At 41.5% G+C, this 20,137-nt stretch carries 16 protein-coding genes, 1 other RNA gene and 1 other annotated feature; of the genes, 13 read left to right on the top strand and 4 right to left on the bottom strand.

Going from position 1 to position 20,137, the window contains the following annotated elements; genetic code table 11:
* Positions 1-75: 75 nt before the first annotated feature.
* The 4 genes from ACGG81_RS09520 to ACGG81_RS09505 form a co-directional block, all read right to left on the bottom strand.
* The gene (locus ACGG81_RS09520) at positions 76-414 is read right to left on the bottom strand and encodes a hypothetical protein (protein ID WP_009262293.1); all 339 of its coding nucleotides are present in this window, start codon (positions 412-414) and stop codon (positions 76-78) included.
* A gap of 354 nt (positions 415-768) precedes the next feature.
* Positions 769-1,422, bottom strand: a complete 654-nt coding sequence (locus ACGG81_RS09515) for an ABC-2 transporter permease (protein WP_008975031.1) — start codon at positions 1,420-1,422, stop codon at positions 769-771.
* Positions 1,422-2,270 carry an ABC transporter ATP-binding protein gene (locus tag ACGG81_RS09510; RefSeq protein ID WP_336305221.1) on the bottom strand — a complete coding sequence of 283 codons (849 nt, stop codon included), beginning with the start codon at positions 2,268-2,270 and terminating at the stop codon, positions 1,422-1,424. Before ACGG81_RS09510 ends, ACGG81_RS09515 begins: the two co-directional genes overlap by 1 nt.
* Before the next feature lie 2 nt (positions 2,271-2,272).
* Positions 2,273-2,644: a GntR family transcriptional regulator gene (locus ACGG81_RS09505; protein ID WP_009262289.1), complete on the bottom strand. Its 372-nt coding sequence runs from the start codon at positions 2,642-2,644 to the stop codon at positions 2,273-2,275.
* Positions 2,645-2,810: 166 nt separating this feature from the next.
* On the opposite strand from ACGG81_RS09505, the gene ACGG81_RS09500 reads away from it, so the two are divergent.
* The 13 genes from ACGG81_RS09500 (at position 2,811) to ACGG81_RS09440 (ending at position 19,972) form a co-directional block, all read left to right on the top strand.
* Positions 2,811-3,755 (top strand): AAA family ATPase, encoded by a 945-nt coding sequence (locus tag ACGG81_RS09500; RefSeq protein WP_390108033.1) that lies wholly within the window; start codon positions 2,811-2,813, stop codon positions 3,753-3,755.
* Positions 3,756-3,792: 37 nt separating this feature from the next.
* Positions 3,793-4,896, top strand: coding sequence for a DUF58 domain-containing protein (locus tag ACGG81_RS09495; RefSeq protein WP_390108030.1), 1,104 nt, complete (start codon positions 3,793-3,795; stop codon positions 4,894-4,896).
* A gap of 14 nt (positions 4,897-4,910) precedes the next feature.
* On the top strand, positions 4,911-7,232 hold the full coding sequence (locus ACGG81_RS09490) for a transglutaminase domain-containing protein (protein ID WP_336305223.1): 2,322 nt from the start codon (positions 4,911-4,913) through the stop codon (positions 7,230-7,232).
* Positions 7,233-7,335: 103 nt separating this feature from the next.
* Positions 7,336-7,519, top strand: a non-coding RNA gene (gene ssrS / locus ACGG81_RS09485) — 6S RNA.
* 66 nt (positions 7,520-7,585) lie between these two features.
* Positions 7,586-8,908, top strand: coding sequence for a SpoIID/LytB domain-containing protein (locus ACGG81_RS09480; RefSeq protein WP_390108027.1), 1,323 nt, complete (start codon positions 7,586-7,588; stop codon positions 8,906-8,908).
* A 142-nt stretch (positions 8,909-9,050) separates the two neighbouring features.
* Complete coding sequence (locus ACGG81_RS09475) at positions 9,051-9,884, top strand: YihY/virulence factor BrkB family protein (protein WP_009262284.1); 834 nt, start codon at positions 9,051-9,053, stop codon at positions 9,882-9,884.
* An 81-nt stretch (positions 9,885-9,965) separates the two neighbouring features.
* On the top strand, positions 9,966-10,424 hold the full coding sequence (locus ACGG81_RS09470; protein ID WP_390108025.1) for an HIT family protein: 459 nt from the start codon (positions 9,966-9,968) through the stop codon (positions 10,422-10,424).
* A gap of 76 nt (positions 10,425-10,500) precedes the next feature.
* Complete coding sequence (locus tag ACGG81_RS09465; RefSeq protein WP_009262283.1) at positions 10,501-10,890, top strand: DUF3592 domain-containing protein; 390 nt, start codon at positions 10,501-10,503, stop codon at positions 10,888-10,890.
* A gap of 59 nt (positions 10,891-10,949) precedes the next feature.
* Complete coding sequence (locus tag ACGG81_RS09460) at positions 10,950-11,426, top strand: NUDIX domain-containing protein (protein ID WP_390108021.1); 477 nt, start codon at positions 10,950-10,952, stop codon at positions 11,424-11,426.
* Between the two features lie 113 nt (positions 11,427-11,539).
* Positions 11,540-11,784: a binding site (T-box leader), on the top strand.
* Between the two features lie 39 nt (positions 11,785-11,823).
* Positions 11,824-12,843: a phenylalanine--tRNA ligase subunit alpha gene (gene pheS, locus ACGG81_RS09455; RefSeq protein ID WP_390108019.1), complete on the top strand. Its 1,020-nt coding sequence runs from the start codon at positions 11,824-11,826 to the stop codon at positions 12,841-12,843.
* 135 nt (positions 12,844-12,978) lie between these two features.
* Entirely contained in the window at positions 12,979-15,396 is a 2,418-nt protein-coding gene (pheT, locus tag ACGG81_RS09450) for a phenylalanine--tRNA ligase subunit beta (RefSeq protein ID WP_390108016.1), read from the top strand.
* Between the two features lie 487 nt (positions 15,397-15,883).
* The gene (locus ACGG81_RS09445; RefSeq protein ID WP_390108014.1) at positions 15,884-16,585 is read left to right on the top strand and encodes a hypothetical protein; all 702 of its coding nucleotides are present in this window, start codon (positions 15,884-15,886) and stop codon (positions 16,583-16,585) included.
* A gap of 15 nt (positions 16,586-16,600) precedes the next feature.
* Positions 16,601-19,972, top strand: coding sequence for an InlB B-repeat-containing protein (locus ACGG81_RS09440; RefSeq protein ID WP_390108011.1), 3,372 nt, complete (start codon positions 16,601-16,603; stop codon positions 19,970-19,972).
* Positions 19,973-20,137 lie beyond the last annotated feature (165 nt).

Here is a 20,137-nt window from a genome sequence, read left to right as displayed (position 1 = left end):
TTTGCACTTTGCCCCGGTGATGCGTGGATGCTTGGGAATTTCAGAAATATAATGTTTGCAGTAGCTGGAAGCCTGCTAGCGTCGATCAATATTTCGGCAGACATAAAAGCCGTACTGATTCAGAAGTGTCAGAACTGTCTTGAACCAGACAATCCCTCCGAAGAGTGCAAGGATCGTTACTCCGATGTTGATTGCACGAGATGCATTCATCATCGGGCGGATTAGTTCGATCAATGCCCAGATGGGAGCCAGAGAGAGGGCAAACAGAAGAAGGAATCCGGTGATCCCATGTTTTTGTGTGATCTTTGGAAATTCAAATCGGATCTTGCAGTTTGTACAGGAGTCCGGAAGACCGAATTTTAAATCAATTTTTCTGCCGCAGTTGGCACAGTAAAGTTCTTTTTTTGTAAACATATTTTCATTCCTCCATTGTGTCCGGTCACGGACAAAATTATATAGAAATATCATACCATTTCCATACAGGAACGTCACGAATTTTATAATAAATTTAGAAATGGCTGGTGGATCGCTATATTGACAATTGGACATAAAAAATTTGAAGAAGAAAAGCGAATGTAAGAAAGCCGTGAGAAGAGCTCATAGTATGAGGGACTGCTCACGGCTTTTGTATGAATGTTAAAGGTGATTTTTGTCAGTATTTTTCTTATTCTTACGATGTTTTTTGATTGCTCTGTTTCTGAGAGGAATACCGATACCTAAAAGCAATCCAATTGCCAGAATAGTCAGATCCATAATCACACCTCACTTTTAAAATTCTTTTTTGTTCAGGATAGATTGGCTGACAAGGCATGAGACAGCCAAAGCAGTGATTGCAAGAAACAAAAAGAATAAAATATAAACACGCGGATCGATTTGTGAAAGTCTTTTTACAAGTGGATAGAAATCTATTTTCATATATTCAGCTATTTTTGTAAGAAGGATTCCTGCCACAAATAGAAATCCCATCATACCTAAGATAGCGATTCTTCCTTTTTCACCGCCAAATTTTAAAACGAAAGGAAGCATGATTGACAGAAGCAAAAGGATGACAGGAAGCAGAGTACATGCGGTCAGAAACATTTCCCGGAGATTGCCTTTGTCTGTAATGAGGATGGAAAAAAAGCTGATGAGTGTTCCTAAAAATAAAGAAGCGATTCCGCAAAGGACTCCAAAAGTATATTTTTCTAACACATACTCTTTGCGTGTGATCGGCAGAGAGAACAGAAACGCATTTCCGTTGTCAAATTCATCGTAGCTGATAGAACTCAATGAAAATAGTGAGCCGACAAAACCTAAGAAGCCGATTGCAAACGAAGTTCCCGGCGATAATGTGATCATTGCCAGAGCAATGGCGACGATAGCCAAAAAGAAATTTTTCTGTCCTTTCATTAATTTAAAATCTTTGATTAATAATCCTTTCATTATGCAGCACCTCTGATCATCATTGTGATTACTTCGTCTATAGTTCCTTTTTCAATTGCGATTTGCGGATAGTTTTCGGCGTAATACTGCTTTTGATTGGTCAGGCAGCTATATCCGTAACTTTCCTTTTTGGAGCGCAGCAGATATTGTTTATCCAGTCCGGCATATGCTTCGTCATCAACTTTAAGCAGTGCATAATCGCTTAACAATACATCGGTGTCCTCATGCAGGATGATCGTCCCCTGATGTATCATATAGAGATCATCGCAGATTGACTCCAGATCGCTGGAAATATGAGAACTGATTAAAATAGAGTTTCCTTCCTCTTTTGCCATAAAATCTCTTAAGAGTTCCAGCAATTCATCTCTGGCTATCACATCCAGTCCTGCCGTTGGCTCATCGAGAATTAACAGTTTTGCATGGTGTGAGATCGCGGTTAAAACTTTTACTTTCGCTTTCATGCCTGTTGAAAAATCCTTGATCTTTTTGTTGCATGGAAGTTGAAATTTTTCTACTTGTTCCAAGAAGAATGATTTGTCAAAATTTTTATATAGGTTTTCCATGATAGGGAGGATGTCGTTGATGGTCAAATATCCGCTGAAACCAGAATCAGAAAGGACTACTCCCAAATCTTGCTTATCTTTTGCTGTAAACTGAGCAAGTGGTTTTCCGAGGATTGTGATATCACCATGTTCATAAGAAATCAGCCCTAAAATGGCTTTAAAGGTAGTGCTTTTTCCGGCACCATTTTGACCGATCAGCCCAGTGACGTGACCTCGCTTTACTTCCAGAGAGCAGTCTAGTGAAAAGTTTTCATAGCTTTTTTTTAAGTGTTCAATTTTTAACATAGTTATCCCTCCAAAATCAGTTCAAATAAGCTTTTGATATCTTCATCGCGGATGCCGTAACGCCTGCCTTTTTGAATGGCCTGCTCTAAGTCAGCCTCTAATTCTTTTTTTTGTTCTTCCAGTAAAAGTTCCGGATTTGTTGCGGCAACGTATGTTCCTTTTCCGTGGACGGTCACTGTAAATCCTTCACTTTCTAAGTTGTCGTATGCTTTTTTTACAGTCAAAGCACTTATTTTCAATTCTTTTGCAAGTGAACGGACAGATGGAAGATTATCATTTTCTTTTAGTTTTTCATTTCGAATCAATGTTTTCACTTGTTCTACAATTTGCTCATAGATAGGTGTCATTGAAGAATGATTTATAATAATTCTCATTTTGCACCCCTTTCTTTACAAACAGTATATAACAGATACAAACTGTTGTCAAGTGTTATACACTGTTTGTAAAGAAGAAGTTAAATTTTAAGGTGCAGAAAAGATAAAAGATGCAGAAATAGTGGGGGAATGCTATACTAAAAAGAAAGGTCAGGGGGATGGTCGTATGCAGTATATGGAACTGGCGCAGGAGATAATAAAAGAAGTAAAAAGAGTAGTGATCGGAAAGGATGAGTGTATCTGGAAGGCGCTTGCTGCGATTCTTGCAGGGGGACATATTCTGATTGAAGATATTCCGGGAGTAGGAAAGACGACATTGGCACTTGCGCTTGCAAAAAGTATGGGGCTGGACTGGAAGCGGGTACAGTTTACACCAGATATCCTTCCATCAGATCTTGTCGGATTTTCAATGTACCAGAAGGAGAGGGATCAGTTTGTTTATCAGGCGGGAGCGGTGATGTGTAACCTATTTCTTGCAGATGAACTGAATCGAACATCGCCGAAGACACAGTCGGCGCTTCTTGAAGTGATGGAGGAAGGGACAGTCACAGTAGATCAGGTCACACGGGAAGTTCCGAAGCCATTTTTTGTCATTGCGACGGAGAACCCGATGGGTTCTACCGGCACCCAGATGTTGCCGGAGTCACAGTTGGATCGCTTTATGATCTGTATGACGATGGGATATCCGGATATTCGCCATGAGATTGAAATTGTAAAAGGAAATCAGAAACGGCAATCGGAACGGTTGGTACATTCCGTGATCTCTGCATCAATGCTTCAGCGGATGCAGGAATATGTGGAGGAAATTTACGTCCATGACCGTGTCTATCAGTATATCGGAAGTCTGATACAGATGACGAGGGAACATCCTATGATTGCATATGGTGTCAGTCCCAGAGGAACGATCGCTCTTGCGAAGATGGCGAAAGCGACCGCATTTTTACATGGGCGGGAATACTGTACTCCGAAAGATGTGCAAGATGTATTTTTGGCGGTGACGGCGCATAGGATCTCTCTGAATGCAAAAGCGAGAGCGCAGAGAGTGGACAAGGAAAAGGTGCTCTGGGAAATTCTCCGTCAGGTTTCGGCTCCGCTGCCGAATCGAGGATAAAAGACCAAAGGCAGTACGTGGAAAGGAGATACAGCAGATGAGAGGGAAAATAGTCTATGCGGGAATACTGGCAGTGACGGTATATTTGAATATGCTGTACCATTGGGAACTTGGGAATTTTGTCCTGGCATTTGAAGGAATGTTTCTGCTTCTTTTGCTTTGCAATGCAGGAATCTCGTGGATTGGTTTGTCGGCAGAGTGGAAGCATACGAAGCTGTTTGTGGAGGAGGGGGAAGCACTACAAAGTCAGATATTTGTCAGAAATCGTCTGTGTATTCCAGTATGTAAGATGCGGATAGATCTGAGTTATCAGTATGCGGGAGAGGAAAAGAAGAGGAAAGAAAGACTGTGGGTTGCAGTGCGTGCAAAAGAAAAGAAACAGATTGCTGTCAAACATTTGCAGAAATATTCGGGCAAAGTATGTGCAGAGTTAGTAGACTGCCGTGTATATGATGTGTTGGGAATCTGGTCATTTCGGAAACGAATGAAAAAGAAAGCAGAAATATTGATTTTTCCAAAGACATATCCGATTGTGACGGAGGTAACTGTTCAAACAAGTAATTTTTCTCTGGAAGGTGAGCGATTTTCAGAAGAGGTGAGCGGCGATGATCCGTCGGAACTTTTTGCATTGCGGGACTATCAGCCGGGTGACCGGATGGCACGCATCCATTGGAAACTTAGTGCAAGGAAGGGAGAATGGTATGTGAAAGAATTTGGAAGACCTGTTGGAACAGCGGTGCTGCTTTTATTGGAACCTGTGTGGAAAGAAGGGGGACAAAGCGCCGCAGAGATCAGCAGGTATCTGCAGACAGCGGTATCACTTGTAAGAAGTCTTTTGGATGCGGGATGCAGCCATGTAGTGAGCTGGATCATGGAGAATGGGGAACTAGAGCGGGCGAGGATTTTTACAGAAGAAGATGTTTATTTGTTTGCAATCCGATTTCTTGAAACATGGGGAGCAGGAAAATCGTCACAAGAGAGCCTTACAGAAAGTTACAGGAGCATTTATCCACAGGAGTTGTATCATACGATACTTTCTTGGCGAGGAGAAGGCGGTTTTTTCAAAAATGAGGAACAGATTTTTGCAGATCATCTGATAGAAAGTCAGGAGTGGCTAAGACAGTGTGTGTTGGAAGTATGAGGGAGGGGTGCAAGATGGAAACAGCGTGGAGTGTGTTCTATGGAGCAGTAGGGACGCTTGGCATGTTGCATGGAATCGCAGATGCGTTTCAGATTCCATATGATCAAAAAATGATTTTCATCTGGATTGTACTCTCCTCTGTGATCTGGGGCATTGCGTTTGGCTGGAAACGGCACAGAAAATATCTGTTTCCAGCGGCAGTGGGACTGTTTGTATGGATCGGACTTTGGAGATGGAAGGAAATCTGTGAGGGGATTTGTCGCAGTATGGAGCGAATGACGGAGGCGGTCAATGCGTATTATCAGTTCTCATGGGACGCTGTGAAGTATGTGAAGACAGGGGGAATTTCTACCGAGCAGACAGCAATCCTTGCGGCGGGGGTCCTTGTGAGTGGTCTTCTTGTTGGAGGATTTTTACAAAAGAAGGGCAGAATACTTTTGGCAGTGTTGTTTGCATTTGGTTTTCTCGCGCCATTCCTGGTTGGAAGAGTTCCAGAAAATCGTACGGTGTGGGAGTTGCTGATAGGAATCATGGGACTTCTGGCAATGCAGACTGCGCTGCCGGGAAAACAAAGGCAGATAAAATTTTTCGGAACGGCAAACGGAATGCTGATCGGAATCGCAGCGATTGCATTTGTGGGAGGTGCGTGTATTCTGGAACCGTTGTTACAAACAATTTTTCTGCCGGACAGTCCAAAACAAAAACTCGTATTAGAAGAACTGTGGCAGGATATCCGAAGAAGTACCAGAGAGAATGTGAGGACAGATATTGCAGCAGGAGGTATTGGAAATGGAGACTTATCTGCGGCGGATCGGCTGGAACCGGGAAAAGAGCCCCAGCTGAAAGTGACAGTCGGGGAAAAACCACAGACGGATCTGTATTTGTATGGATATATTGGAGCAGATTACAATAGAAAACAGTGGGAAAGACTGGAGAGCAGTGCGAGAGATCAGCTTGGAAGGCGAGAGGCACTGGAAGAGAGAAAAGGGGATGTCTATCGCTGGCTGAAGGAAAAGAAGGATGAAAAAAAGCTGTCTGTGGAGTATGAGGATACAGAGAAGGCATATGAATATCTTCCGTATGGGAGCAAGATCAGAAATGAGCAGGAAGTATGGGGGGATACCTATGTGAAAGGAACCGGGAAAACGACGTATACGACTTCTTTTTGCGAACTATCAGAGGCTGACTGGCAGGAACGCACCGGAAAAAAGTGTGAGGAGATTCTTAGAAAAACGTCAGAGTATGATTTGTTTGTCAGCAAACAGTATCTTAAGATTGATGCAGAACAAAAGAAAAAACTGCAGCAGATCCCACTGGAGGGTGAAACTCTCTTTGAAATTTCAGCAGCGATGGAGCAATGGCTGGGCGCGCATACAAGTTATAGTCTGTCACCGGGAAAGGTTCCGTGGGGAAAAGAATATGTAGAATATTTTCTGTTTGAGAACAAAAAAGGATATTGTGCGCATTATGCGACGGCGGCAACATTACTCTTCCGCAGTCATGATATTCCGGCGCGATTTGTTTCCGGATACCTGATAGGTAAGGAGCAGTGGAAAACTTCCGATGATGGAACTTATCAGGTGACTGTAACCGGGGCAGATGCCCATGCATGGACAGAAATTTACACGGGTGACGGAATCTGGATTCCAGTGGAGCTGACACCAACTTACGGAAGAGACGATACATCAAAAGCGCATGGGACAGATTTGGAAAATGTTTCCCCGGAAGTATCTGGTGAGGATTCGCAGAGAGTCAGTTCTGACAGCCAGATGGCAGAATCCAATATTCCAAAAGAACATGAGACCGGGACAAAAGAAGCGAATGATAAAAATGTGGAAAATCAGCAGCAAGGTACAGAAAAAAATGCTGCAACAAATGTGGATGTAGAAAAAGAAGACAATGGAACGAAGAGTAATTTGTTGATAAAACGAATAAAACAGCTTCTGTTGTTTATGCTGATGAGTATCATAAGTTTTGGCGCATGGCGCTTTTACAAGGTGCAGCAGCGCCAGGGGATATTTGCAAAGAACAGAAATGAGAAAGCACAGACGATCTTTTCCAGTCTCTATGAAGTACTCCGGTTTGCCGGGATGGCAGAGAATGACTGCCTCGGGGATGAATTCGGGCAGGAGGCGAAAAAAGTCTGTGATAAAATGGAAGTGCAGATAAAAGCGGCACAGCAGACAGCGCTTAAAGCGTGGTATAGCGGGGACACCATTTCTGCTAAAGAAGAAAGAGAACTCTGCAGAACATATCGGAACGTGTGCAGATTGATTGCGGAAAAATTGACTTTCCGGGAAAAGATTTTGTTTTATTTTACAAAATGTTTTTTGTAAAAGGTACTTTTTGTAAAAACAAAATGAAAACTGAAAAAAATCTAAGTAAGAAGCAGTTGAAATCTTGAAAGACATCATGTATAATGTACCTAGAACAAAAGAGAAATACCTGGGATGTTCGACAATTCTGTTATTTTGAACCTACAATACTTTAAACGGGATTCTTATATCTCTGTAATATGTCAGGCCACCGATCGAAGCAGTGGAAGGCAGAAAAGCAGATGCGGTTGCCCACCTAGCGGAATGCTAGGAGTCAAAAGACAGAAAACGGCACCTCCGGGGAAAGCTTACAAAAGAGAAAGGCAGTCGTGAAAGCGGCTGCCATTTTTGTATGAGAAAGAGTGAAAATAAAGATGAAATGGATAGAAAAATATAAATATCATATGTTGGCACTTCTGTTGGGGTTATCTGTTTTTGCCTGTCTGATGAAAAGTATTTCTAACAATCAGCAGAAAGAGGTGAAAAAGAACAGAAATTCAAACGTGACAGAGGAAGAAAAGAAAAGTAAGGGAAAAGGAACCGAAAAAGAAGTGGAAGATTCCGTTGTCCGTGTGGTATTAAAGACAGATGGATTTGCAAATGTGGCACATCCCGAAGCGGGATTTCAGGCAGCAGGCGGTCTGAAAATCCAAAGTGGAGATGAAGTGCGCGAGAGCGCTCCAGGAGAAGTGGTCACAATCTGTCCGGATGATGCAATGTTTGCAAAGGGAACGATACATATTGAGCCGAAAGAAGAAGGAGATTTGATCGCGGTTGTCACATTGAACCGAGGATGCGGTGTTCCAAATTATCGTGGGAAAATCGAATTGTTTCAGACAGCGGAAGGAGTTGTGATCGTCAATGAACTCTCAATGGAACAGTACTTATATGGGGTTGTGCCGTCAGAAATGCCTGCATCCTATGAGCCGGAAGCGTTGAAAGTGCAGGCGGTCTGTGCGCGCAGCTACGCATATAAGCAGACACAGGGGTTTGGCTATCCGGAATATCAGGCACATATTGATGACAGCACTGCCTTCCAGGTATATGGCAATTCTGGAGAGCAGGCGAGCACAAACCGAGCGGTGGATGAGACAAGAGGACAAAAATTATGGTATCAAGATCAAGTGATCACGGCTTATTATTTTTCTACATCCTGCGGAAAGACGACAACGGCGGAGGCGTGGGGAAATGCTTCGCCGGAGAAAGGGTATCTACAGAGTGCAGAGATCAAAGATGCAGAGCGCGATTACGAAGCAGACCTTCCATGGTATCGATGGCGGGCGGTCATTCCGACAAATGTACTGACAAATATGATCAATCTAAATACACAGACCAATATCGGAAATGTAACTTCGATGGAAGTGACAAAATACGGTCCCGGTGGTGTGGCACAGCAGATTGTGGTGACTGGGGAGTTGGGAAGTGTGACCGTTGATACGGAAAATAAGATACGGACGGCGCTTGGCGGAAATGGGTATACGATTGAGAAGCAGGATGGGACAGTGATAGATAGTATGGCACTGCTTCCGAGTGCATTTTTTACTGTGGAGTATCAGGACGGCAATTATGTACTGGACGGTGGCGGGTTCGGACATGGCATCGGAATGAGCCAGAATGGTGCAAACGAGATGGCAAAAAAAGGAAAGAATTATCTCGAGATTCTGACAACATTTTATCACGATGTAGAAGTACGGTGAAATTTACGAAAAGCAAACCAGCCGGTATTCAGGATACTATATCACAGTGCCATATAAAAATACAGACTGTATAAAAAACAGATTGCATTTTGAGAGAAAAGCATGGTAAGATTGTGTGTTAGAAAAAATAAGGAGAAGTCCGATGAAAGAAACGATAATGAAAAAATACCGGTTATTGAACCGGATTATGGATAGGATTTCAGAGAATCATACAGGTGCATATGCTGCACAGTCAGCCTTTTTTATAGTGCTGTCAATGATTCCTTTTATCATGCTGCTTCTTGCTCTGGTACAGTATACGCCAGTGACGAAAGCAGACGTCATACGTGCGGTGACGCATGTACTTCCGAAGACCATCTACCCGATGATTGTTTCTATTGTCAATCAGGTGTACAATCAGTCTCAGGCAATGATCTCTCTGACTGGGCTTGTAGCAATCTGGTCTGCAGGCAGAGGAGTTCTTGCAATGAGTGCGGGGCTTAACAGTGTCTATGGAAGTAAGGAAACGAGAAATTATATTTACCTGCGCCTGCGTGCAGCATTTTACACAGTACTATTTATTATTGCGATCGTACTTTCCCTTGTTATACTTGGTTTTGGTGATCGGTTGAGCATTTTTATTGTCAATCACTATCCTTTTATGAAGGGAATCATAGATCTGATCATCAATATCCGTGCAGTGGCATCGATTGTAGTATTGACGGTGTTTTCTATGACAATCTATCATTTTCTTCCAAATAAGAAAACAAAATTTATCAGACAGTTTCCGGGAGCATTTCTGACTGCGATCGGATGGGCGGCAGCTTCTTATATCTTTTCAGCATATGTCAATATTTTTACCGGATTTTCTACGATGTATGGAAGTATGACGACAATTATGCTGATCATGCTCTGGCTGTATGCATGTATGTATATTATGCTGCTTGGCGGCGAAGTAAACGAGATGCTTGCAGAAGATTTTTTCACATCTATGTAGGAAGATGGCAGATACAGTGGAAAAAAGCCGATACATTTGTTAAACTATTTTGGAGAAGAATGATTTGGGAGGGATACATATATGTGCTTTATTTGTGAAAGAATTCAGAGGATAAAAGAAGGGACAAATCCATATTTTGTAAAAGAACTGGAAACGGGATATGTTGTGCTTGGGGATAATCAACATTTTAAGGGCTATACATTATTTTTATGCAAAGAACATCAGACAGAGTTGTTTACATTAGATCATGATACCAAAATGAAATATCTGGAGGAAATGTCTATTGTGGCAGAGGCAGTAGCAAAGGCGTTTAGTGCAGAAAAAATGAATTATGAATTGCTGGGGAATGGAGATACGCATCTTCACTGGCATTTGTTTCCAAGAGTAACCGGTGATATAGAAAATTATGGAAATCATGGAAGAGGTCCTGTATGGTGGTATCCTATGGAATTGATGTACAGTGAAGAAAATATTCCTTCAGAGACAGAGTTGGAAGAAATGAAATCAAAGTTATTGCGTGAACTTGAAAGAGTGTTGTAGTGACAGGCTTTGTTATATCATAGTTTGTGAAAAGAGATTAGAATCAGAAGATTAAGATAATAGTGGGGGAATACATATGATTGCGGTATGGATTGTTGCGGTTACATTTACGCTTGTCGGGGCTTTGTACAGTTTCCCAAAATACTATAAGTTATTTACATGTAGGAGCTGTACGATCGGAAGGATTTTGGAGTCAAGAAGCGCTCTGGGAACAGATCAGAAGGGGATCACTGCCACATATGAGTATATGGTGGATGGAGTGCGGTATGAGGGCAGGACAGGATGGACAACCTTCGGAGTGTTCCGTCGAAATAGGGACTATACAGTTCACTATAATCAGAAGAAACCACAGAGATCTTATATCAGTGGCAGTGGAATTTACATTAACTGTGCACTGGGAACAATGTTTTTTCTTGTGGGGATCGGAGTGTTTCTGATAGGACTCTTTCTTTTGGCAGCATTATAAAGAAGGTTGCAGGCACGTATTGCAAAGTGTATATTAGTGGATTGAAAAGGGGACTGCAAATGAAAGAATTAAGCACATTGTGTTACATAGAAAAAGACGGAAAATATCTGATGTTACATCGTACAGTAAAGGAAAATGATGTCAATCGGGATAAGTGGATCGGTGTTGGCGGGCATTTTGAGAAAAATGAAAGTCCGGAAGAGTGCCTTTTAAGAGAAGTCAAAGAAGAGACCGGGTACACATTGACTTCATGGCAGTACCGGGGAATTGTAACTTTTGTATACGGAGAAGATACAATCGAATACATGTCTCTTTTTACTGCAGATGGGTTTGAAGGGACACAAATTTTGTGTGATGAAGGGGAGCTGGAATGGGTAGAAAAAGCAGCGATTTATGACTTGAATTTGTGGGAAGGTGATAAGATTTTCCTACGGCTTCTGGAAGAAAATCGTCCGTTCTTTTCGTTAAAATTAGTCTACGATACGGATGATGTATTACAATATGTAGCTTTGGATGGAAAGCGGCTTTGGCTGTAAATCGGCAGGTATCTTGCATTCTGAGATTCTGTTTTATGAAATACCACTTGACATCACAAAAACCTATGATAAAATAATAAGTGATTCAGACAATCAAATGAGTTATTGATAAATCAAAGGCGTTGAACGTGTCAGTAGAGAACTATTTTCTAACAGAGAGAGGAAATCATCGGCTGGAAGTTTCCTTTAGTTCAGATAGGGATCGAATTTCCCACGGGAGCTGCATTTTGGAAAGGATTCCAGGTGATTGATGCCCGGAACTTAGTAGAAGATGACGTATCTGCACGTTACGCAGTCCGAGAGCCTGACTCTTATGAGCAGGAATTAGGGTGGTACCGCGATAGACCTCGTCCCTTTTGGGGACGGGGATTTTTTTATTTAGGAGGAATCAGAAAAGATGAAGGAAAAATTACAGAGCATCCAAGAAGAAGCAGTCAGACTGATCCAGGCTGCTGATGCACCGGAAAAACTGAATGATGTAAAAATCAGATTTCTTGGGAAAAAGGGAGAGCTGACAGCAGTTTTAAAAGGGATGAAAGATGTTGCCCCGGAAGACAGACCGAAGGTTGGACAGCTTGTCAATGAGACGAGAGAGGCAATTGAAGAGTTATTAGAAGAGACAAAGACAAAGATGGAAAGAGCACTTCGTGAGGAACAGTTAAAATCTGAAGTCATTGACGTGACACTGCCATCGAAGAAAAATATGGTCGGACACCGTCATCCGAATACGATCGCATTAGAAGAAGTGGAACGCATCTTTATTGGAATGGGATATGAGGTTGTGGAAGGACCGGAAGTAGAATACGATGAATACAACTTTGAGAAGTTGAATATTCCGGCAGATCATCCGGCAAAAGATGAGCAGGATACTTTCTATATCAATAAAGATATCGTACTTCGTACACAGACTTCCCCGGTACAGGCGCGTGTGATGGAAAAGGGAGAACTTCCGATCCGTATGATCGCTCCGGGTCGTGTATTCCGTTCAGATGAAGTGGATGCGACACACTCTCCGTCTTTCCACCAGATTGAAGGACTTGTGATCGACAAAAATATTTCTTTTGCAGACTTAAAAGGAACACTGGAAGTATTTGCGAAAGAATTATTCGGACCAGAGACAAAGACAAAATTCAGACCGCATCACTTCCCATTCACAGAGCCGAGCGCTGAGGTGGATGTGACATGCTTCAAATGTGGCGGAAAGGGATGTCGTTTCTGTAAAGGATCCGGTTGGATTGAGATCTTAGGATGTGGTATGGTTCATCCACATGTATTGGAGATGTGCGGAATTGATCCGGAAGAGTACAATGGATTTGCATTCGGTGTCGGTCTGGAGCGTATCGCGCTGTTAAAATATGAGATTGACGACATGCGTTTGCTCTATGAAAATGACATCCGTTTCTTAAAACAGTTCTAAAACAGATTGGAACTCATCAGAAAAGGGCGGAGAAGCATGTGCAGAGAGGAAGACACAATTCTCCGGAAAGTCAGTTTTCAGGAAAATGGAAAAGTGAGAAAGACAGAAATATCGAAGTGAGAAAGGAATAGAAACATGAATACATCATTATCATGGATAAAAGCATATGTACCGGATCTGGATGTCACAGCGCAGGAATATACGGATGCGATGACACTTTCCGGAACAAAGGTAGAAGGATATGAAGTGCTTGATGCAGATTTGGAAAAAATCGTGATTGGGCAGATTGAGAAGATCGAGAAACACCCGGATGCAGATAAACTTGTTGTATGCCAGGTAAATGTTGGATCAGAAACCGTACAGATTGTAACGGGAGCAAAAAATGTATTTGAAGGAGCAAAAATTCCGGTTGTATTGGACGGCGGACGTGTGGCGGGAAGCCATGACGGAAAGCAGGTTGCAGGTGGAATCAAGATCAAAAAAGGAAAATTGCGTGGGGTAGACAGCTTCGGTATGATGTGTTCTATCGAGGAACTTGGATCTACAAAGGACATGTATCCAGAAGCAGCAGAAAATGGAATCTACATTTTTGAGGAGGATGCTGTTGTAGGAAGCAGTGCAATCGAGGCACTTGGAAGAAATGATGTCGTATTTGAATATGAAGTGACATCAAACCGTGTGGACTGCTTCAGTGTGGTTGGAATTGCAAGAGAAGCAGCAGCTACATTTGGAAAAGAATTTCATCCACCGGTTGTGACAGAGACTGGAAACAGTGAGGATGTCAATGATTATATTAAAGTAACTGTGGAAGATGTAGATCTCTGCCCGCGTTACTGTGCAAGAGTTGTAAAAAATGTCAAAGTGGGACCATCTCCGAAATGGATGCAGAGAAGATTGGCATCAGTAGGAATCCGCCCGATCAACAACTTAGTTGATATCACAAACTATGTGATGGAAGAATACGGACAGCCAATGCATGCTTATGATCTGGAAAAGATCGCAGGAAAAGAAATTGTTGTGAAGACTGCCAAGTCAGGAGAAAAGTTTGTGACATTGGATGGTCAGGAGAGAGAGTTGGATGAATCTGTTCTGATGATCTGTGATGGAGAGAAATCTGTTGGAATCGCCGGAATCATGGGCGGAGAAAATACGATGATCACAGATGATGTGCAGACTATGTTATTCGAGGCAGCATGTTTTGATGGAACAAATATCCGTAAATCCAGCAAAAAAGTGGGGCTTCGTACAGATGCGTCCGGAAAATTTGAAAAGGGATTAGATCCGAACAATGCAAAAGCTGCAATCGACCGTGCATGTCAGCTGATCGAGGAATTAGGAGCAGGAGAAGTTGTCGGGGGAACTGTGGATGTATACGGAAAAGTAAAAGAACCAGTTCGGGTTCCGTTTGATGCAGAGAAGATCAATGTGATGCTTGGAACAGACATTTCTGAGGAAGAAATGTTGGGATATTTTGCAAAAATCGGTCTGGAATACGATGAGGATACAAAGGAAGTGATCGCACCGACCTTCCGTCATGATTTGTTCCGCCTTGCGGATCTTGCAGAAGAAGTAGCAAGATTCTATGGATATGATAATATCCCAACTACACTTCCGAAAGGAGAGGCGACGACAGGAAAACTGTCCTTCAAGTTACGTATCGAGGAAGTTGCAAGAAACATTGCAGAGTTCTATGGATTCAGCCAAGGAATGACATATTCCTTCGAGAGCCCGAAAGTATTTGATAAATTATTGATTCCGGCAGATTCGAAACTGCGTGAAGTAGTAGAGATTATGAATCCGCTCGGAGAAGATTACAGCATTATGAGAACTACATCCTTAAATGGAATGTTAACTTCTCTAGCAACAAACTATAACCGAAGAAATAAAGATGTCCGTCTCTATGAGCTTGGAAATATTTATCTTCCGAAACAAGTTCCGGTTACAGAACTTCCGGAAGAGCGTATGCAGTTTACGCTTGGTATGTACGGAGAAGGTGATTTCTTTAGTATGAAAGGTGTTGTGGAAGAATTCTTTGAAAAGATCGGTATGCACAAGAAAGAAACATATGATCCGCATGCAGGAAAACCGTTCTTACATCCAGGACGTCAGGCAAACATCATTTACGATGGAAAAGTTGTTGGATACTTAGGAGAAGTACATCCGGATGTTGCAGATACTTATGGAATCGGAACAAGAGCATATGTGGCAGTCATTGATATGCCGGAAGTGGTAGAGCTTGCTACTTTTGACCGTAAATACGAAGGAATCGCAAAATACCCGGCAGTGACAAGAGATATTAGCATGGTAATGCCAAAAGAAATCTTAGTTGGTCAGGTGGAAGATGTAATTGAGAAAAAAGGTGGCGCTTACTTAGAGAGCTACAAGTTATTTGACCTCTACGAAGGTGCGCAGATCAAGGCAGGATTTAAGTCTGTCGCATATTCTATCGTATTCCGTGCAAAAGATAAGACACTGGAAGAAGCAGATGTCACAGCGGCAATGACAAGAATCTTAAAAGCGTTAGAAGAAATGGGAATTGAATTAAGACAGTAGAAATTGGATGTTATTCTGAGAAAGTGTCTTAGAAAAATATTTTCAATAGAAATTTCATAGTGTTTCAATAGAAGGCAGAATCTGTTGCGAAATGTAATGGGTTTTGCCTTTTTTGTGTGCTTCTTGATAGGGATGGAAATTATTATAAATAAAATAAAAATGTAAAAAGTATATAACAAATTATAGTGAAAATGCATAAAAATCAAAAGAAAATATTGTGTAAAATAGCAATGTAAATGTTCTTGCTAAAGAACCTATTTTCGTTATAAAATAAAAATAATTAATAAGCATAAAACAGCTAAAAATTACAAAATAGAAGAAAAAGCACGTTTTGTTATTTATAAAAAATAAAAAATAACGGATAGGGGATAGCATGAAGCGGTTTTCGATAAGAGGGAAGAAATTAAATACAAAAAAGCAAATTGTGATAGGAGGGAGTGTACTCCTACTCTTTTTTGGATTTTTTTTAATAAAGAATCTGCTCGCAATGGAATATCCATTGATTGTGGATGGGAAAGGTATTACACAGGAAGAGATACGGTTTCACAATCATGATATAGATAGGGCAATACGGTCAAGGGTCATTTTTAACTGGGCAGCAAAGGAAGGACGGGCTGATGAGTTTTCTTATGAGACGTTTCAAAAGTCTTTGAAAACTGAAAATAAAGAAAGAAAAGAGATAAAGCAGAAAGGAGAACCTTTATATGGTCCGGTAGAGTTTACGCCAATGCAATATTATAAGCGGCAACTCGGAGAGTATGAAAGAAGCTTAAAGGACCACATGATGAAACGTGTTGAGAAAAAAGAGTTGTATGAATTTTACAAGACTCATCAGGAAAATTTCAAAGAAGTGGATACGGTTTGTGCGGAATACACAGTGCGGCAGGATGGAAGAGAGATTTATAAAGAATCTGTGATACTGGACAAAAATAATATTCGTGCAAAAATGGAATTCGACGAGGAATTTGTCAACAGGCTTTTGTTGTTGGAGGAAGGAGGAAAAGTTATCTGGAGTACAGCGCAGGGGGAAGAAAAAGAACTGTATTGTACAAGCCGGGAGGATGGAGGGTATCTGTCCTATGAGGAAGTATCAGGAGCAGTGTTGGAACAGTACATTGCAAATAAGTTTGAAGTAGAATTGCAAAAAAGGATTTCAGAGTCTAACGTTTGGAATTTTATGAAAAAATAATTAAGGAGAAAGCAAATGAAACATATGAAAAAGAGAATCTCGTGTATGATTTTGACTGCAACGCTTTTGGCTGGAGGTTCGCTGGAGTATGCGGTTGCGGCAGAAGAACAACAAAATGTATCGGAGATTGTGACAGAAGAACAGGTTGAAATTCAATCAGAAGAAATAGTACCACAAGAAGAAATGGTACAAACAGAGGAACAGGCGGCAGCGACAGAATGTCAGGTTGTTCTAGAAACTTATACAGACGGAAAATTAGATGAAGAACATATTGGCGGAACATTGACCGCAGATAAATTGTCAGGACATTCCGGAGAGTGGGTGACATTAACTGTAAAAGCAAATCATGGATATGTTTTTCAACGGTATGATACCAATACAGATAATCTGGTAACAATCGATAACAACCGTTTTCAACTAAACGAAAAATTTCCTACGGTAGTTGTAAAGGCGTATTTTACAACAAGGGAGCCAGGGAAAGATGAAGTCTTTTTTGATGATTTTGGAAGCGAACCAGGAGCTGCGCTTCCAGAAGGAGTTCACATTTCTAATGGAGAATTGGTGGTAGATATCCCGGAAGGACAAGGAAGCAATTTCTATGAGCCGGCTATTGACTGGAGTCAGGTTTCTGCACAGGAAGGCTATCGGATTTCTGTGGATGTAAGGAGAGTTACGCAAACTTCAGGCACAATGCAGATTGCTTTTCGTGGTGGAGAACAAAGTACACAACGTTATGTAGTGGCAATTAATTCCCAGGGAAGTCTGATGCTAAGAAAAATTGACGGAACGAATGTGGAATTAAAAAAAGCAGCGTTTCAGTTGACAGATCAATATGCACATATAGAAGTGACAGTAGTAAAAAACGAAGTCAGAGTTTCTGCAAATGGTCAAGAACTTCTAGCTTATACAGAACGGAACAACTGGGGTGGGATGACACCAAAAGTTCAGTTATGGAATATGACACAGGGAGCGACAATGGGATTTGACAATCTGCTCGTAGAGAAAATTTGCGAAAAGAAACCTATTGAAGTTGTAACAATTTACAATGGGCAGGAAGATTTGGAACATCGTGCCGGAACAGCAGTTTCGGATGTTGCAGAAGCAAAAGCAGGTGATACGGTTACACTCCAGACGATTCCGAAAGCGGGCTATCGCTTCAAAGAATATCAGGTGGAGGGAATGGAAAGACTTTCGATTGTAGATAATAAATTTGTGATGCCGGCGGGAGAGTTTGAAAAACTGAGAGTCAATGCCGTGTTTGAAGATGATACGGTGAGAGAAGCGAAAACATTTTATGTAGACTCTGAAGGTGGAAACGATCAATCTGCCGGGACATCGGAAAAAGAAGCGTGGAGAACATTAGGGAGAATTAAAGAACATAATTTGTTTGTCCCAGGTGATCGTATTTTATTAAAATGTGGAAGTGTATTCCGTGGGGAACAGTTAGCATTTCAGGGAATGGGAAGTGCAGAACAGCCAATCGAAATCAGTTCTTACGGAGAAGGGGAACTGCCAAGACTGGAAGGAAACGGAGAAGTTGAAAATGTAATTTCATTATATAATCAGCAGTATATTCATATTAATCGTTTAGAAATTACAAACTTAGATCAAAAGTATAATCAAAATTTTGAGTTGAATGGAAGCAACAATCAGGAAAAAGCGTTAAGAGCAATTAACGTGTCAATCCGTGATTTTGGAACCGCTTCAGATATTCGAATTGAAGATTGCTATATTCATGACATTAATGGAAATATTAAATCTAAGTGGAATGGTGGAATTTTCTTCGATGTAAAAGCAAATATACAAAATGGAACATTAACAGGAGTTCCAAGCAAATATGATCAGATTTTAATTTCGGGATGTACATTTGAGAGAGTGGACAGATCTGGAATTAAGTTGATCAGTTCACAGTGGTGTAACCAGTGGGAAAAGAATGATCCGGGTGTCCCTGTAAACTGGTATCCATCGACCAACGTAGTTGTAAGAGACAACTATATGGAGAAAATCGGAGGAGATGGAATTACAGTCAGAGATACAGATGGGGCATTGATTGAACATAACCTGGTAAGAGATTGTCGGTATCAGAATACAGGATATAATGTTGGTATCTGGCCATTTGAAGCAGCGAATACAGTGTTGCAATATAACGAAGCATATGAGACACATGGAACAACGGATGGTCAGGGATTAGACTGTGACCATGCATCTTCAAACTCGGTTATGCAGTATAATTACAGCCACAATAACGAAGGTGGGTTTATGCTTATTATGGGTGGGTATCCGCATACAGGAGCGACAGTGCGCTACAATATCAGTCAGAATGACCGTGATAAAACATTTGAATTTGCACAGGGATGCCCAAAAGGAACTATGATTTATAACAACACAATTTACTCAGATCAGCTTTTAGAGAGGGGAGTCTTCTTCTTATCAAATACAGGAGCTGGACAAGGGGTAAATGATACCTTTGCATTTAATAATGTGTTCCACTACCCAGAAGGACAGAAATTCTATGGAGGAGAAACACAAAATCTGACAACGTATATGAAATTATATAATAATGCATATACTGGTGGGATAGAGGCGTTTGAGGGGGATGATAACCCATTGAAAGCGGAAGATGCAGGTCTGACAGCACCTGGAACCGGCCCTGAAGTAAATGAGAGTAAAACAGCAGTAACCGGATCCTCTGGAGCGCTGGATGGATATAAATTGGAAGATACTTCCGTGTTGATCGACAAGGGAATTACAGTAGACGAAGCATGGAAACATTTTGGAGGTACAGAGTTAGTTGACGGAAGAGGTATGTCTCCAAGAAATCTTTTTGAGCAGGCGAAAAATGGAAATAGTATTGACTATGTGATGGGAAATAACTTCCCGCAAATCAATGGGGTTGGATATGACAAAGATTTCTTTGGAAACAGCCTTGCCGATGGAAAGCCTGATATTGGAGCTGCTGAATTTTTGGCATCTGTTCCGGAACAACCAGATCCAGAGCAGCCAGATCCAGAGCAGCCAGACCCAGAACAGCCAAACCCAGAGCAGCCAAATCCAGAACAGCCAAATCCAGAGCAGCCAAACCCAGAACAGCCGAACCCAGAACAGCCAAACCCAGAACAGCCGAACCCAGAACAGCCAAACCCAGAGCAGCCAAACCCGGAAAAACCAAACCCAGAACAACCAAAACCGGGACAGCCAAAACCGGATGGAGAAAAGCCGAATGGGCAAACAGCTCAAAAACCAAGTAAGGGAGAGTCGGTAAAAACAGGAGACCCTGTTGTAGTTACCGGGTTGATTTTGCTGCTGATAGTATCGGGAGGCATCATTATGATTTGTTTTTGTGTTTCAAAAAGAAACAGGAAAACAGCAAATAGAAAAGAAAATTAATAATAGATAAAAGTATTTATGAAAAATACACCTTGCTGAGAGATTTTTAGTAAGGTGTATTTTTTAGTTGATGGTATACGTTGCTAATGGAGAAAAAAGGGTGACTCTTATGCAACATTATAGTTTATTTTGTTGATGAACAACTTTTGATGACTTTCTTTTTTT

The sequence above is a fragment of the Faecalimonas umbilicata genome (genome assembly GCF_042846195.1).
GTDB lineage: Bacteria > Bacillota > Clostridia > Lachnospirales > Lachnospiraceae > Faecalimonas > Faecalimonas umbilicata.
This window is presented reverse-complemented; position numbering and strand designations above follow the sequence as displayed.

Excerpts from the sequence above, each read along its gene's own strand:
- ACGG81_RS09520 (WP_009262293.1), bottom strand. The coding sequence starts at position 414 with ATGTTTACAAAAAAAGAACTTTACTGTGCCAACTGCGGCAGAAAAATT.
- ACGG81_RS09515 (WP_008975031.1), bottom strand. The coding sequence starts at position 1,422 with ATGAAAGGATTATTAATCAAAGATTTTAAATTAATGAAAGGACAGAAA.
- ACGG81_RS09510 (WP_336305221.1), bottom strand. The coding sequence starts at position 2,270 with ATGTTAAAAATTGAACACTTAAAAAAAAGCTATGAAAACTTTTCACTA.
- ACGG81_RS09505 (WP_009262289.1), bottom strand. The coding sequence starts at position 2,644 with ATGAGAATTATTATAAATCATTCTTCAATGACACCTATCTATGAGCAA.
- ACGG81_RS09500 (WP_390108033.1), top strand. The coding sequence starts at position 2,811 with ATGCAGTATATGGAACTGGCGCAGGAGATAATAAAAGAAGTAAAAAGA.
- ACGG81_RS09495 (WP_390108030.1), top strand. The coding sequence starts at position 3,793 with ATGAGAGGGAAAATAGTCTATGCGGGAATACTGGCAGTGACGGTATAT.
- ACGG81_RS09490 (WP_336305223.1), top strand. The coding sequence starts at position 4,911 with ATGGAAACAGCGTGGAGTGTGTTCTATGGAGCAGTAGGGACGCTTGGC.
- ACGG81_RS09480 (WP_390108027.1), top strand. The coding sequence starts at position 7,586 with ATGAAATGGATAGAAAAATATAAATATCATATGTTGGCACTTCTGTTG.
- ACGG81_RS09475 (WP_009262284.1), top strand. The coding sequence starts at position 9,051 with ATGAAAGAAACGATAATGAAAAAATACCGGTTATTGAACCGGATTATG.
- ACGG81_RS09470 (WP_390108025.1), top strand. The coding sequence starts at position 9,966 with ATGTGCTTTATTTGTGAAAGAATTCAGAGGATAAAAGAAGGGACAAAT.
- ACGG81_RS09465 (WP_009262283.1), top strand. The coding sequence starts at position 10,501 with ATGATTGCGGTATGGATTGTTGCGGTTACATTTACGCTTGTCGGGGCT.
- ACGG81_RS09460 (WP_390108021.1), top strand. The coding sequence starts at position 10,950 with ATGAAAGAATTAAGCACATTGTGTTACATAGAAAAAGACGGAAAATAT.
- pheS (WP_390108019.1), top strand. The coding sequence starts at position 11,824 with ATGAAGGAAAAATTACAGAGCATCCAAGAAGAAGCAGTCAGACTGATC.
- pheT (WP_390108016.1), top strand. The coding sequence starts at position 12,979 with ATGAATACATCATTATCATGGATAAAAGCATATGTACCGGATCTGGAT.
- ACGG81_RS09445 (WP_390108014.1), top strand. The coding sequence starts at position 15,884 with ATGGAATATCCATTGATTGTGGATGGGAAAGGTATTACACAGGAAGAG.
- ACGG81_RS09440 (WP_390108011.1), top strand. The coding sequence starts at position 16,601 with ATGAAACATATGAAAAAGAGAATCTCGTGTATGATTTTGACTGCAACG.